Annotated in this window: 14 protein-coding genes; 5 read left to right on the top strand and 9 right to left on the bottom strand. The window is 40.5% G+C overall.

Annotated features, from left to right (window positions below):
• Positions 1-197: 197 nt before the first annotated feature.
• From JJQ94_RS14645 to JJQ94_RS14625, 5 genes are all read left to right on the top strand, one after another.
• Entirely contained in the window at positions 198-563 is a 366-nt protein-coding gene (locus JJQ94_RS14645) for a response regulator (protein ID WP_099029094.1), read from the top strand.
• Positions 560-1,141: a chemotaxis protein CheX gene (locus tag JJQ94_RS14640; protein WP_099029093.1), complete on the top strand. Its 582-nt coding sequence runs from the start codon at positions 560-562 to the stop codon at positions 1,139-1,141. Before JJQ94_RS14645 ends, JJQ94_RS14640 begins: the two co-directional genes overlap by 4 nt.
• 2 nt (positions 1,142-1,143) lie before the next feature.
• Complete coding sequence (locus JJQ94_RS14635) at positions 1,144-2,442, top strand: sensor histidine kinase (protein WP_099029092.1); 1,299 nt, start codon at positions 1,144-1,146, stop codon at positions 2,440-2,442.
• Between the two features lie 283 nt (positions 2,443-2,725).
• Positions 2,726-2,818: a chemotaxis protein CheB gene (locus JJQ94_RS24370; RefSeq protein ID WP_442960341.1), complete on the top strand. Its 93-nt coding sequence runs from the start codon at positions 2,726-2,728 to the stop codon at positions 2,816-2,818.
• Positions 2,811-3,059, top strand: a complete 249-nt coding sequence (locus JJQ94_RS14625) for a hypothetical protein (RefSeq protein ID WP_330873156.1) — start codon at positions 2,811-2,813, stop codon at positions 3,057-3,059. The genes JJQ94_RS24370 and JJQ94_RS14625 overlap by 8 nt, the downstream gene beginning before the upstream one ends.
• Positions 3,060-3,269: 210 nt before the next feature.
• Here JJQ94_RS14625 and JJQ94_RS24210 read toward each other — a convergent pair whose 3' ends face one another.
• The 9 genes from JJQ94_RS24210 to JJQ94_RS14580 form a co-directional block, all read right to left on the bottom strand.
• Positions 3,270-3,485 (bottom strand): hypothetical protein, encoded by a 216-nt coding sequence (locus JJQ94_RS24210; protein ID WP_236596484.1) that lies wholly within the window; start codon positions 3,483-3,485, stop codon positions 3,270-3,272.
• A gap of 59 nt (positions 3,486-3,544) precedes the next feature.
• Positions 3,545-5,836 (bottom strand): sensor domain-containing diguanylate cyclase, encoded by a 2,292-nt coding sequence (locus JJQ94_RS14615; protein ID WP_099029091.1) that lies wholly within the window; start codon positions 5,834-5,836, stop codon positions 3,545-3,547.
• 2 nt (positions 5,837-5,838) lie between these two features.
• The gene (locus JJQ94_RS14610; RefSeq protein ID WP_099029090.1) at positions 5,839-6,816 is read right to left on the bottom strand and encodes a response regulator; all 978 of its coding nucleotides are present in this window, start codon (positions 6,814-6,816) and stop codon (positions 5,839-5,841) included.
• Positions 6,788-7,927, bottom strand: a complete 1,140-nt coding sequence (locus tag JJQ94_RS14605) for a response regulator (RefSeq protein WP_099029089.1) — start codon at positions 7,925-7,927, stop codon at positions 6,788-6,790. The genes JJQ94_RS14610 and JJQ94_RS14605 overlap by 29 nt, the downstream gene beginning before the upstream one ends.
• Entirely contained in the window at positions 7,917-9,815 is a 1,899-nt protein-coding gene (locus JJQ94_RS14600) for an EAL domain-containing response regulator (RefSeq protein WP_099029088.1), read from the bottom strand. Before JJQ94_RS14600 ends, JJQ94_RS14605 begins: the two co-directional genes overlap by 11 nt.
• A gap of 2 nt (positions 9,816-9,817) precedes the next feature.
• A complete protein-coding gene (locus JJQ94_RS14595; protein WP_099029087.1) occupies positions 9,818-10,417 on the bottom strand; it encodes a response regulator in 600 nt (199 codons plus the stop codon).
• A gap of 148 nt (positions 10,418-10,565) precedes the next feature.
• Positions 10,566-11,894 carry a Na+/H+ antiporter family protein gene (locus JJQ94_RS14590; protein ID WP_010372843.1) on the bottom strand — a complete coding sequence of 443 codons (1,329 nt, stop codon included), beginning with the start codon at positions 11,892-11,894 and terminating at the stop codon, positions 10,566-10,568.
• Position 11,895: 1 nt separating this feature from the next.
• Positions 11,896-13,839, bottom strand: a complete 1,944-nt coding sequence (locus tag JJQ94_RS14585) for a transglutaminase family protein (RefSeq protein ID WP_099029086.1) — start codon at positions 13,837-13,839, stop codon at positions 11,896-11,898.
• On the bottom strand, positions 13,829-14,770 hold the full coding sequence (locus JJQ94_RS14580; RefSeq protein ID WP_099029085.1) for a DUF58 domain-containing protein: 942 nt from the start codon (positions 14,768-14,770) through the stop codon (positions 13,829-13,831). Before JJQ94_RS14580 ends, JJQ94_RS14585 begins: the two co-directional genes overlap by 11 nt.
• Position 14,771: the final 1 nt, after the last annotated feature.

Below are 14,771 nucleotides of genomic sequence, written 5' to 3'. Positions count from 1 at the left end.
AATTTTTATAAAATTGCTACTCGCCAATAACGGCCAAAACCCTTTTATGATAATTAATCGAGCCATCATTTGTTATTCCTAAATCGAATCTCTTCCATTCAGAGGACAAATGAGTCATTTTTTACTCATAATTTTTTGACAGTCAAAAAGCCAAAGACCATACTTTTTACTAATATAGTGAAATAGGAGTGGTGCTCATGGCAATTCCAGTAACCGTTGCAGACGATTCTATGATGTCGAGAAAGGCCGTGCTTAGGGCTATACCTGAAGACTGGGATGTCGAGGTCAGTGAGGCAAAAAATGGCAAAGAAGCATTGGTGATGGTTGAGCAGGGCAAAGCTGAGGTGTTATTTTTGGATCTAACTATGCCAGAAATGGATGGTTTTGAAGTTCTCACGCATCTACATGAACACCATGCAAAAACCGTGGTTATTGTTATTTCCGCTGATATCCAGCCTGAAGCGAAAAAGTTGGTAGATAAACTCGGCGCATTTCGCTTTTTGCAAAAGCCACTACAAAAAAAAGAGCTACATAACACGCTACAAGAGCTAGGTTTATTATGAATATGCCACTTAGTGAAGAGCAAAGGGATGGCTTGCAAGAGCTAATGAATATATCCATGGGCCAGGCAGCCAACTCTTTAGCTCGATTAATTGAAACGAAAATTAGTTTATCTATTCCTGAAATTACTTCGGTAAGCCCAAATCAACTCAATGAGATCTGTAATACCGCACATGTCTACAGAACGAGACAGTCATTTTTAGGGGAAATTAAAGGTGAAGTCATTAATCTGTTGTCACCGCAAGGCTTACAAGAAATAGCCGAGCTTATGGACTACGATAGTCCGCTCGATGACTCTGATCTCAATGAAGTCCTACTAGATTTATCTAATATCTTGGCTGGTGCATGTTTAAACGGCTTTTCTAGTCAGTTAGAGCTTAAAACCTCATTGACTATGCCGACAATTTATAAACATCAACTATCCGACGACATTGCCGAGTGGAAAACCACATTGGTGATGAAAATTGCATTTATAATCGAGCCTATTTCTTTTGATTCGAGAGTGATTATTTGTTTGGATGAAAACTCCATTAAAACAGTGATCCAAAAACTTAATGCCATGCTTGGAATAGAGGGCTGATTTTGTTTAGCGAATTGCAGCATTATATTCCGGTTGGCATTTGTGTACTAGACCAAGCACACACGGTAGTTTTTGCGAATGATTTTTTGAAAAACCGGCTACCGGATAACACTCCCAAAAATATTGAGGGCATGTCCATCGATGAGGTATTTCCTGAAGCTGCAAAAATCATCAAGCGGAAATTGAAGAGTGTTTTTGCTTTAAAAGCAGCAAGTTTTAGCTACTGGGAGCATCGTCCTCATGTGTTTGAACTTAGCAGCAGCCGTCCTGTTACTGGCGATGAAACTTCAATGTATCAGAACATTCAATATGTGCCAATTTTTGAGCATTCTGAAGAAGTGAAAAAGGTATGCGTGATCATACAAGATGTGACCGAGCTGGCGAGCTATTATCAAGAGCAAAAACGTCTAACCGAAGCATTAGAAATAGAAAAGCAAGAGCTAAGAACACTCAACCTTAAGTTGGAAGCTGCACAAAACCAACTACTACAGTCTGAGAAAATGGCAGCAATTGGCCAACTAGCCGCTGGCGTGGCGCATGAAATCAACAATCCAATTGGTTTTGTGAATTCCAATATTCAAAGTTTAGAAGGCCAGGCTAGCGGATTGTTTGCGATGCTCGCTTTTTATGAAACGCATTTTAGTACACTTGCCGACAGTGATTTAGCACAACAGGAGCAGCAGCTTCAAAGTCAGTATAGTATCGACTTTTTAAAGGATGACGTGCCTGAATTACTGCAAGAGTGTTTAGAAGGGCTGGACCGAGTTTCCAAGATAGTTGAGAGTTTAAAATCCTTTTCTCATGTTGATAACCAGGAGTGGCAAGAGGCAGATCTTATTAAAGGGATTGAAAGCACGCTGAAAATAGCAAACAACTCAATTAAGTATCATGCGGTTATAAACAAAACTTACTCCCTCGATGATGAAGTGTTGTTATATTGTCAGCCAATGCAAATTAATCAGGTATTTTTAAACTTAATCATCAATGCGGCGCAGTCAATAGAGTCAAGCGGTACGGTAACTATCTCTATCGAAGATAAACAAAACGAGGTGATTATTGCCATCAAAGACACAGGCAAAGGGATCCCAGCTGAGGACATCAATAAAATCTTTAATCCATTTTTTACCACCAAACCTGTTGGTCAAGGCACTGGCCTTGGGCTGTCTCTATCATATAGTATCGTCGCCAAGCACAAGGGTAGCATTCAAGTTGACTCGCAAGTCGGTGTAGGCACAACGTTTACGGTATCCTTTCCTAAGCTCAGCGAAGCAGATTTCTCCGACGAATTTACGGATAATTAATTAATCAAACCCTGTTCATAAATAAAGTTAGCCTTCATTAGGTAAGCATTTATTTGAGATTCATGTACTTCATTATTGTTTTTGTTCTGATTATCCAGTTCTCACAGTTGGCTTTAGCTTTCTGACGCTGTCATCATTAAAAAATCCACAGTCAAACCGTCAAAATCCCAATACTCAATACTGAAAAATGATTTATAACTATCTGTTTTTAAATTTATTTTTACCACTTAAAAATAGTTAAAATAAATTATTGTTCAAATTTTGACAGGTGAAAAAATTAGAAATGAAGAAATCCGGGGCGAAGACTTATGCACAAGATGAAAGCTCCAGCATTGTATTTGGAATGCCAAAAGAAGCCATTAAAAGAAGTGACTAGTACCGGGCATACGACGTATCTCTGTAACGATAAGTTATTATCCGTTTTTTACTACGATACTCAGCCACTAAGCATGGTCGCTGAATTTAATGACAGTGAAAAGCTGATGTTCATCGATAACTCCGCCAGTGATACTCGTTACCGCGGTGGCGATTATCACCTTAAAGTACAAAGTAATGTAGCAATATTAACTTGGGGTTATTATCAACAGTCCATCCAGTGCAAAGTTACAGTAGACTAAGTTTAGAAGCAGTTTAGCGCTTCGAGTTGAAGCGCTAATCACCCGCTGAATGATAGCAGATCTTGTCGAGCATCATGATAATAAACGAGTCGTCTTTTGCTTTTCCTAAGAACTCCATTGCGTTAAATTCAAACGTCCCATCAGATTTGACTTCGTATTGAAGAAGAAAATCAAACTTTTCGCCTTCTTCTTCTACATAACCATCAATATTTATGTAGTTTGTGCCCCAATCACTTGTAAGATAATCCCAAGTGAGTTCGGTAAAAAATTATTCATAACTTGGCGGAAAGTGTAGTCGTTACACTCTTTAAACGGTGTGTCCGGCATTCGGTCAATTTCTAACTCAGCAGTATAATCTGCATAAGCAACTGATGAGGTGACTAAAAATCCAAATGCAGCTAGGTTAAGTGAGAGCTGTTTCATCATGTTTCCATTTTTATGTCTGACGCGTAATTAACATATATCAAGCAATATGAAATATCTTGTTATTCGAACCAAACTACTTTATTTTTGCCAGTATGTTTAGCCTCATACAAAGCTTTATCAGCATCATTTAAATGTCCTGTAATAGACATTTTTTCCATCTCGGGAAGTACTGCTTTTACACCAATGCTGACCGTGAGACGTATTTTCTCTTCTTCTGACAGTGTAATTTCCAAGTTGGATATAGATTCTCTGATGGTCTCAATCAATGCGCTAGATGATCCATGTGTGGCATCAAGCAATACAAATGCAAACTCCTCACCTCCCATTCGCGCGGTAAAATCATCACTGCGTAGCGCATCCTTTATGGTGTAAGCAATCAGCTTAATGGCTTTGTCACCAGCATCATGACCGTAGGTATCATTAATTGACTTAAAGTTATCGATATCTACCATACCAATTAAATAGGGGAAGGATATCTCACCAACTTCGGCGGCTTTTTCCATAAAGGCACGTCGGTTGGGCAGGCCTGATAAGGTGTCGGTCATTGCGAGTTCAAGCAGTTTGTTTTCTGCTTCTTGACGCTCTTTATCGAGTTTAACCGCATAGTATAAACCCGCTAATGAATCGACCAGTGGTTGTAAGAATCTTGCATCTTCTTCGGTATAGTCAAAAAACTTATTCGCAAGTCCAATCATACCGACCAATTCGCCATTGAGCTTTATCGGCAGCCCTAAAAACTTAGAGATCCTTGGGTGTCCTTTTGGCGTGCCTTTCGACGCGGGGTGCTTGCCTCGTTCATTACTAATGACGGTTTTTCCCGTTAGGATCACTGATCCGAACAGATTATTAAAGTCAGTAAAATAGAGATCGTTATCATAATATCTCTGTACCAATTGAGAGCTTAAATCATTCCATTGCATTTCTGAAATGGCATGAATAAAGAGCCTTGGTACACCGGCGGTATGCTCAAGCTCGCCGATCAGCGCAAATTGGCTATCCGCAATGTCGATGAGCTCTTCTAGAATTTCACGGCATGATTTAGACAGATCACCTGTCTTTAAATAGGCTGACTGTGCTTTACTGATAAAAGACAGTAATTGCTTTTGCTTTCGCTCTTGCAACTGTGCTTCCATCCGGTAGGTAATATCCCGGTGAGTACCAGCAAGGCGCAGTGCTCTGCCACTATTATCGCGTTCAACCACTTTGCCATAGGTTTCTATCCACACCCAGTGGCCGTCGGCATGTTTCATTCTATAGGAAGTGGTGTAGGCATCGGTTAACCCTTGTAGGTGCTTGGCTAGGTCTCTTTCTACGTGACTACGATCGGCTGGATGAATAAGTTGGCGGAAGTAATTAACGCTGGTCTCAACGTATTCAAATTCAATTCCAAGCATATCACACCACTTTTTGTTAACTTTGTTGATATCTGCTGGAATATTCCAATCCCATGTACCTAGCTCAGAGGCTTCTAGCAATAGACGCATCTGTCGGTTCGTTTCATTGAGTTTGTCTTCGGTGTACTTTTGTGCAGTATTTTCGGTAATAAAAGCCTGAATGCTTGTCATTCTGCCGTCGTGGTTAAAGTGCGCCACGGTGATCATACGGATCCAGATCTGTTTTGAGTCTAATGCCATCTCTAGCAAAATTTCAGACGCTTCTAAACCATCCAAGTGGTTTTGTAAGTTAAAATGAAATTTCTCAACACTCGGCCCGGTGAGTAAGTCTTCAAAATGCAATTCCCCAGAGCATAAGTGGAAAGCGTCAATACCAATCACGCGTTCAATATTCGGAGAAACCGTGCGAATGCGAAGCCCATTATTATACTTCCACTTAATTAACACGATTGGTGAAAAACGGATTAACTCTTGATCTTCGAGGTATAACGAATAGTTCTTTTGTAGCTCTAAAATATTGGTGATAAGACCACTAATCGTCTCAAGTAAATGAACATCTCGCTCGGCATAATTTTTCGGTTTGGTATCGATTAAACATACGCCACCGATTGGCTTGTCATCGAGTCGAAACGGTACACCCAAGTATGAGCGAATGTAAGGCTCGCCAGTAACGAGTGGGTTATTGGCATAGTTTTCATCCAAGGCGGTATCTGGAACAAGTAAAGACTTGTTATGTTTGATTAGGCTTTTACAGAAAGCATCTTGCTCGGGTGTTCTATCAGCTAGGATCCCATGCTTGGCAATCAGGTGTTGCCATTGCCCTTCAATTACAGTGACTAAAGTAATTGGTACCTCAAAATAATCAGATAGGGAGGCGAGTAGCGTATTGAGGTCGGTGAGCGGAAAGCTTGATTCGACTAAATCCTGTGTTAATTCAACTTTTGCAAAAGTATCCACGCTTACTCTCCATTATTTAAAAATGCAGCAAGTTGAGTGGTATTACTTTGTATCTCGTGAGGTAGCGCGGTATCGAGTAACTTTTCCAACTGAATTTCTAGCTCTATGTGTTTTCTTGGTAGTAAGGATTGCTCAATGTTATCCAGTACAAACAGATAGTTATATGTCGGTGACGGCAATATTTTATAGTTTCTGAAAACTTCTTGAGCCGCAGCTGCCAATTTCGGTGTGGTGAGTTCGCAGGTTGGCAACGCATAGTAAGTGAGAACGGGGTTTATCGAGTAACATAATAGCAGTTCGGTGATAACTTCATAGACGTTAATTTCGTCTGTTACTTCGACTTTTTCTATGGTGACCAGATAGAACTCTTCGTCTTTTGGATTGCTACGGATCTCACATCTTAAAACACCAAGAGGAGTGTGGTAGATACCATTACCACTAAAGCATGCCGAGAACTCTGCAAGAATCTGAGATTCAATGTCTTTGCTGAGATTATGCTCGACAACTTGGCCTTCATTATTGATTAATATCCGTGGACAATCACGCTTTTTTAGTTGTTCCTGTAAAACCGTTTTAAAATAATTATTATTGTATACGTCTATTGCTGCATTAACTTCTTCGAGTAATTTGTCGTTCTCCCATGGTTTACACAAAAACTTATGCGCAACCTTGCTATTAATCATATCAATAAGCATATCGGAGTCGGTATAACCGCTAAGAATTAGGCCAATTGCACCAGGGTTTATTTTTTTGGCTCGTTTTAGAAAATCTCCACCATTCATTAGCGGCATTCTAAAATCAGAGATAATAACCTGAACGGGGTGCGTGTCTATGTACTCAAGAGCTTCAAAAGGATTATCAAAACTGACAACCTCTACCGAAGGCAGCCGTATGACTCGTTTTAACGCCTTAAGTATTGACGTTTCATCGTCCAATATCAGTACTTTGTAATTAACTAAAGTATTTGCTTCTGAGTTCATAGAAAAGCTCCAACCAATCTTGGCTCTTTTGATCAAAAAAGGTGTTGATCACCGTCTGATTGACTTCTTTATTGGTGATAGTGTCTATAAGCAACAATAGCTTAGTGGCATTGCAATCTGAGTTGGCCGTTTCTAGGGCCTTAATGAGTGCATACAGTTGATCTGTGATAGCCGACTCATAGCCAATTAATGTGGCGGTATAAAGGGCAATATGTAATTTCTCGGTATAACAACTCTCTGGCGAATGACATTGGCTTTCGGTTATAAGCTGAGCGATTTCTGAGCCGAGCTCACCAAGAAACAATAGAGATTGAATAAAAACAACGCGTTCAGAATCGATTGATACGTCGTGTAGCTTGTGTACCAATTCCTTTAGTAACTTGACCTTTCTAAAGTTGATATCACTTAACTGCTCACAGTTCGCGATATCATATCTAGCTGCGACCATATTGTGATAACACACAGAGACAATAATTGCGGAAACTAAATCCACACCGAGCGTCTTAATTGCGGTAGAAAGGGAGTATTGCTTTGTCGATAACCCCACATAAGCACTGTTACATAGATGGAATAATTTGGCTTGAATGAGCACCTCTTGTTCCAACATCGCTTCAAGCTTGTGAAAATCTAAATCAATATCTTCAATTTTACTTAGCAAGATAGGCAATTCGTTTTCAATGAAAGTTTCATTTAGCGCACGCTTTATTGCTTCACTTAATGGCAGCTCATTGAGTCGATAAAATGCGGTGATAACCTCATCAAATTCTTCTCTTCGAAAAGGCTTAGCGACGATAAAGGTCGCAGAAATTGAAGACTTACACAGTACCTTGCCTGTGGTATCGCCGGTTAACAACACGGTGAGGACTTGTGGATAACGGCGCCTCACGATATTGATTAATTCAACACCGTTAATCGATGGCATAAGGTAGTCACTCACTAAAATGTCGATGCCCGCAAACGTATCTAGGGATTCAATGAATTGTTTAGGTGATGAAAAGGTCAATATTTCAGCGCCTTCCATGCTGATTTTGAAGTGGCGGTGGAGCGACTTCAACATCAACTCATCGTCATCAACGAGCACAATCCGTGGCACTTGGTTTTTAATAGACATAGTGAGTAAACTCCTCAAACAAAACAGGTTTTCCGATGAGATACCCTTGCACTTCATCGCATTTTAACTGCTCGAGAATCTCAAGCTGCTCTACGGTTTCTATGCCTTCAGCGACAACTTTCAACTCTAGGTCGTGTACTAATCGAATAACATTCTGAACAAGATCTCGAGCCGATTTTGAGCTGTCGATATTTTCAATCAGGCTTTTGTCAATTTTGATAACATCCACTGGCAATTTTGAAATATAGCCCAATGAGGAATATCCCACGCCAAAATCATCAATGGCAATGGAGAAGCCAAGCTCTTTTAATTGAAGTAATTTAGTCTTAGCTTGCTCGAGATTCTCTAAAACAAAGTTCTCGGTGATTTCTAATTCGAACTGCTCCGGCTTTAGCGAATGCTGTTTTATGATTGAATACATGGTTTGAACAAAACCTGGGGCAGATAGCTGATAAGGTGAGACATTGACTGCAACTTTTTTAATGTCTAGCTTTTCCTTTTGCCATTCACACAGTGCGATACACGCTTGCTCTAGCACCCAATTTCCTATCTTAACGATTTGTCCGTCCTTTTCTGCCAATGGAATAAAATAATCCGGTGAGTTAGCGCCAAACTGTGTGTTCTTCCAACGGATCAACACCTCACAGCTATTAATTGAATGCTCATTTAAGTTAAGTTTAGGCTGAAATCTTAGATAAAACTCATCATTATCAACGGCATTGAACAGCGCCTCAGACACTTTATGTTCATTCAGCTTCTCCGAAAGCAGTGACGGCGAGTAACGCATATAAAAATCGGTGCGTGACTCACAAACAAATTGCGTATAAATCACCAAGCTGTCTATTGCTTCCGAGAGTGGTTGCTGAGGTTCTATCATAGTGTATGAAACTGAAAACTTAACTTGGATATTTTTCCTGATAAAAAATTGTTTAATTGAGTTGAGCACCTCATCCAAAAATTTGTGAACTTCGATTTCACTTTGTACTGAATCTAGCCAAAAGATAGCTTGATCAAAGCTGATTTCAAGCATAGAAAAATTCGTAGCTTCGCTAAGCACTGTGTGGTCAATGATCTTTTTAAAGGTATCTGAGTGTATGGGCGTATTGGAAATAATATTCTTTACGAGTAAGTCACGGATCTTAAGGCAGATAATGACAGAGTTATCCGTGCGATTAATATGTTCAATAAAACCAAGCTTGCTTTGATAGAAATTGGGATATTTGTTTTGCTCACTCGATAGGGGTTTAATAATGAGTAAGTAGCTAGATTCCATTTTTAGTTTGAGTTCAACTTGGCATAAAACCTTTGAACTTTTTAACGTAGCAATCCTGCGTTCAGCAAAGTCATCAAGGCATCTATCACTTTCAAAATTAAACAATTGAAAGAAATTGCCTTTATTTACCTCATTCAAAACTAACTCTGTGTAGGCGTAGTTGCAATCGATGACATTACCTATGGTATTTACTTCTACTAAAGGCGCATTATTGCTGCGTAGGATCTGGGTTTTTAATTCGTTCTTATGGTAGCTTGCTAGTGCAGCTTCAATGGTGGTGTAAAGCTCTTCGTTATTCCAGGGTTTTGATAAAAACTTAAAGGTATTATTGGCGTTGATCAGCGACTTCATATCGTCATAATCCGCTTGACCACTCAGGACAATACACTCAATTCTTGGGTCGTGTTTTTTGACTTCTTGGATAAGCTCTTGACCATTCATGTTGGGCATTCTGAAATCAGTGATAAGCACATGCGGTTTGTGCTCTTGTATCAAACCGAGCGCTTGTCTTGGGTCGTCGGTATATACCACTTCATAATGCAGTAAACGCAGAGTGCGCTTAAGCGACTTTAGAATATCAATTTCATCATCAACCAACATGATAGGTGCATTCATAGCTACCCCTGTATTAGCGCATTAATTTTTTCTAACAGAATAGAGTTATCAAACGGTTTAGAAAGGGCATCGTTGGCACCCATCGCTTTGGCCTTTTCAAGTTCAAGATCATTTAATGCAGAGACCACCAAAATCTTAATCGTTTTAAATTTTTCTTTTTTGCGGATAAATGAGATCACTTCAAAGCCATCCATACCCGGCATGGAAAGATCGAGCGTAATTAAACTTGGTTTAAACTCTGAGATGGCAATGCCAGCCATAAAGCCATCACCAGCTTCTTGTATCAAATAATCGTTGCCTATCACTCGTCGTATCGCTTTTCTATACTGGGGCTCATCATCAATGATAAGCACCTTAGCTAAATCCCGTTCTTTCTCAGAGTGTAGACCAGTTTCTGCAATTTGATAGTCACTAATAAAGTCTTGCGAAAGTGGGATTTTGTGCTTGTTTAAAAAGGATAAAAAGTCTTCAAGTAAGACACGGTAGTTACCGCGTCCAGGAAGCTTATGACCTTTTAATTCGCCATTGGCAATCCAACGACTTACACTGCGTTGGTGTACGTTACAGTAACTGGCTATTTCGCTTGGTTTAAGTGTTTGCATAGTCTTTTTGCTTTAATTCTCTTACCTATTGGTATAGCACAAGAAAACTAATAAGACAAAAGCGACATTAGAGACAAAGAAAATACAGTATGTTTATGAGCTAAAGGTATCAAGGCGGGGAGCCTTGATACCATCATGATTGATAAACCTATAACACCATCGCGGCTATCCAGCCAAAGCAGAGTAGTGGGATGTTGAAGTGAATAAATGTAGGCACCACGGAATCCCATATGTGATCGTGCTGGCCGTCGGCATTTAAGCCAGAAGTTGGTCCAAGTGTGGAATCTGATGCAGGAGAGCCCGCGTCGCCTAGAGCGCCTGCGGTTCCCACCAAGGCGGCGGTAGCCATAGCGGAAAAGCCAACCTCTAGAGACAAAGGTACAAATAGCGTGGCAATGATTGGCACGGTTGAAAATGAACTGCCAATTCCCATGGTAATAAGTAAGCCAACAAGCAAAATCATCGCAGCAGCAAGTGGTTTATTATCGCCAACAAAATCTGCACAACTTGCTACTAAACTTGCCACATCGCCTGTTGCTTTCATGACGGAGGCAAAGCCTTGAGCAGAGATCATGATAAAACCTATCATTGCCATCATTGCCACACCTTTACTGAAAACATCGGAGTTTTGTTCCCATTTCACAATACCAAAGAGGCTAAAAATCATCACGCCAACGAGCCCACCTAATATCATTGAGCCACTGTTATTTTGTGCAATGAGAGAAGCCAGCACCGCAGCGCCGCCGACGATCATCACTTTGGTTGCTTCTTGGCCTTCCGGTACTGTGTTTGACTGAGTACTTTGCTGTTGACTCACCTCATAAACTCGTTTTTTACGATAAGTAATGAAAACGGCAATCAACAGGCCAATCAGCATACCAAGCGCAGGGATCACCATAGCGTATGGCACGTCGAACTTAACCAATTCTAAACCATTGTCTACAAGGTTTTTATGCAAAATAGAGTAAAGGTAAATGCCACCGAATCCATATGGCAACACCATATAACTGGTCGCTAAGCCAAACGTTAAAATACATGCAATCGCGCGGCGGTCTATCGTCAGTTTGTTCAGTACGACTAATAACGGTGGAATGAGGATAGGAATAAACGCAATATGGACTGGCACAAGGTTTTGCGACGCAATTGAGCAAGCCAAGATGATAACCATTATAAACATGCTTAAAAACGTTGAGCCTTCGCTATCATTAGCATTAACCAATTTGAGCAGCTTTTGCGCGAGGATTTGAGTTAAGCCAGACTTTGAAATTGCAACTGCAAAGCCACCTAACATGGCATAGCTTAAGGCTATTTCTGCGCCGCCAGATAGCCCATCATTAAAGGCGTTTAAGGTTGTCTTCAAATCTAAACCGGCCACTAAGCCCGCAGCTATTGCACTGACGGTCATGGCGACAATTACATTTATTCTAAAGAGGGTTAACCCCAGCATGAGCAAGACGCCCAAAATAACAGCATTCATACTATTTTCTTGCCTTTCTTTTTATTGATTTATACAACCTCTTCAACTCACCAAGCTCAAGTTTATTAAGTGGTTTTTGTTGATACTGTGATTTTTCAATTAATTGATAAAACTGCCAAAGCGACGCATCTAAATCAGGAAATAACTTACATAACTCGACAATATGTTGTTTCGCCGTAGTGCCGCTTAGCTGCTCTTTGAAATCGGACACTATAGCATTGTAATAGACAAGTTCGATAGGGCGTTTATGCCGAGTAAGCTGCTTGCTAAGGTAAAATAGCGCAATTGAGAGCAAAAGCAGCATAAACAGAGAAAATATTCCCGCCCAAAGCTGACCATTACTCCCAAACCACTCTTTAAACAGTGCGCCTTGCTTTTCTTTGTCAAAATTAATGACGACGCGAGTCCACTGATAGTCAAGCTCCTCGAGCTGTAATCGCAACCAATTAATAGATTGCCAATTAGACAACCCAATTAAGCTGTAGCCCAAACCGCTTTTGAACTCGCTCGATAATTGTTCTAACTGAGAAAGACTTCCTGTCATACGCTCTGGAGCAATCCAGGCGGTTGGGTCTAAGCGTTGCCAGCCAATTCCTGGTGTGAAATACTCAACCCAAGCATGTGCGTCATATTGATAAACGCTGTAATAGCCTTGATTGTCATTTTTTTCACCGCCCAGATAACCAGATACCAAGCGAGCTGGGATCCCTGCGCTTCGTAGTAGAAATGCCGCGGCAGAGGCGTAGTGGCCGCAAAATCCATTAAACGAGCTAAATAGAAAGTCATCAATCCTATCGTCCGATTGGGTTGTAGTTGGTGTTAAGGTATAAACGAAACCATTTTGCAAAAAATAGCGCTTCATTAATTCAATGAATTGGCTCGTTGTTGTCGATTGACTGTCCCAATCACGCGCCAGTTGCCTTGCCTGTTGATTAATGCCGTCAGGTAATGCGGTGTTACGCCTATAATACCAAGGCCTTAACGAATCTTGGGGTTCAAAATCAGTGAAATCGATTTGATACTCGACAGGTTTTGCTGATAGGTTTTTCAAATAGACCGTGCCAAACACGTTACTATTCAACTTAGCGTTTTTCGAATAAGAGTATGACAGGCCGTACAACCATGGAAGTTGACTTGGCTGCGCAATAATGGTTGCTGCGCCAATCGGATCTTTGGGCAACGCTCTGATATTGGTACCTTGATACTCAGAGACTTTCCATTGCCGTCCGTCAAATTCATCATGAATAATTGCACGCCAATAGAAAGGTCCCATTTGTTGAGTGTCTTCAAATGACGCCCGAAACACCAAGTCGCTGGATTGGGATAAGTTTGCGATATTGAAAGGATCTACATTCTCAGATAACCCAGTTTTTGCTTGATTCTGCGGTGCAGGTAACTGCCAAAATGCAGGGAGTTTTGGTAAAAAAACGACTAATAAAGTAGCCACAGGCAGCACCAATACCAATCCCTTTGAGCTTACCTTAAGCGCTGTTCTGAACCTTAAGTTTTGCTCGAGATTAAGCATGATAGCTAAATTGACAGCCAGCAAAATCAATACAAGAAATGCTGCAAATATACTTTGTGTAAAAAGAAATAAGCACGGATAAGTAAAAAAATTCAAAATACATATTTGTGTAAATTGGCGAGCTTGCGTGGCATGCACTTGCTTAAGTAGTGACGCAACCAACATCAAAGCCACGAAAACATTCACGCTGTTTTTTAGACCTATTAATGAGGCCGTCGCAATTGCGCCGAGTAAAGTGACCAAGTTAATAAAACGAATGCTTAACACGCTTGGTTTAGTCATCAATCTCGATGCTTGCCATAGCGTTAAAACGGTACATAACCCGACAAAGCCGATACCAAAATCATCGATAAGAATAATGCTCAGCAGCCATAAAAATAGTGACGTGCTGTAGTACCATTTTGGGAAGCTAGAATTCACTTAATGCCTCCAAGCAACATAGTTTATGGGTTTCACCCTGACCGAACGGGATCCTGTTTTGTTGAAGTAACAGGGCATAACTTGTTTGTTGCTTATCGGCGTCAAGCACCATAGTACAGAGCTTACTCAGACGTTCTTCCTTGCTGCCTGAAAGCTTAGAATAATCAAAAATAATGCGGTGTAAATCGGCAGACTCCGGTGCATTCTGTTTAATTAACATTTGCTCAGTCTTGGCGTAATGCTTCCAAGAAACGCGGCTTAAACTCATCCCTTTTTGATATTGCGAGAGATGGTCGAACTCAACTGAACGCTCTTTCTGTTGTATGCTTTGGCTGGCATTCGAGGCACTGCCAAAGCTAAACTCTGTGTCTATAACGGGCAATGGAGTAGGGTACACGTAGAAAGCATCGTTTGGTTTTATATACGACCAGGTACGAATAAGACCAAATGGGAAGTAGCTGAGGATTTTAATTACGCCCGTATCATATACGCCACGAGGTAATTCAGGGGCGCTTAACTCGATAACTTTTTCATCACTCACTTTGGAAATATGAGTAGCCGTCCGGTTGTATTCACTTGATAGTCTGAGTGATTGGATCTCTGTGCTAGATGAAATATTGAGTCTAATAGATGAACTATATGGGCTAAAATTAGCATTACTTCCCAAATATCGGACATTTGCATTGTTCAAGTTGAAAAAACCTAAAAATAGGGCGGCTATCATCATCACAGCCATAATGTAGGACACTGCAAGGATTAGATTATTCTGATAGTTGATCCCCAATACAAAATTAAGCAAAGCCACAGCGATAAAAAAACCGCCATCCTTAGATGGCAGTATGTAGATATTATTATGAGATAACCGTATTTCTGAGCGTTGATGTCGTTTATAAACATGCTGCTTAACTTTCCGTTTCAAGCGATTAATCATG

The organism is Pseudoalteromonas sp. GCY (assembly GCF_016695175.1).
Taxonomy (GTDB): domain Bacteria; phylum Pseudomonadota; class Gammaproteobacteria; order Enterobacterales; family Alteromonadaceae; genus Pseudoalteromonas.
This window is presented reverse-complemented; position numbering and strand designations above follow the sequence as displayed.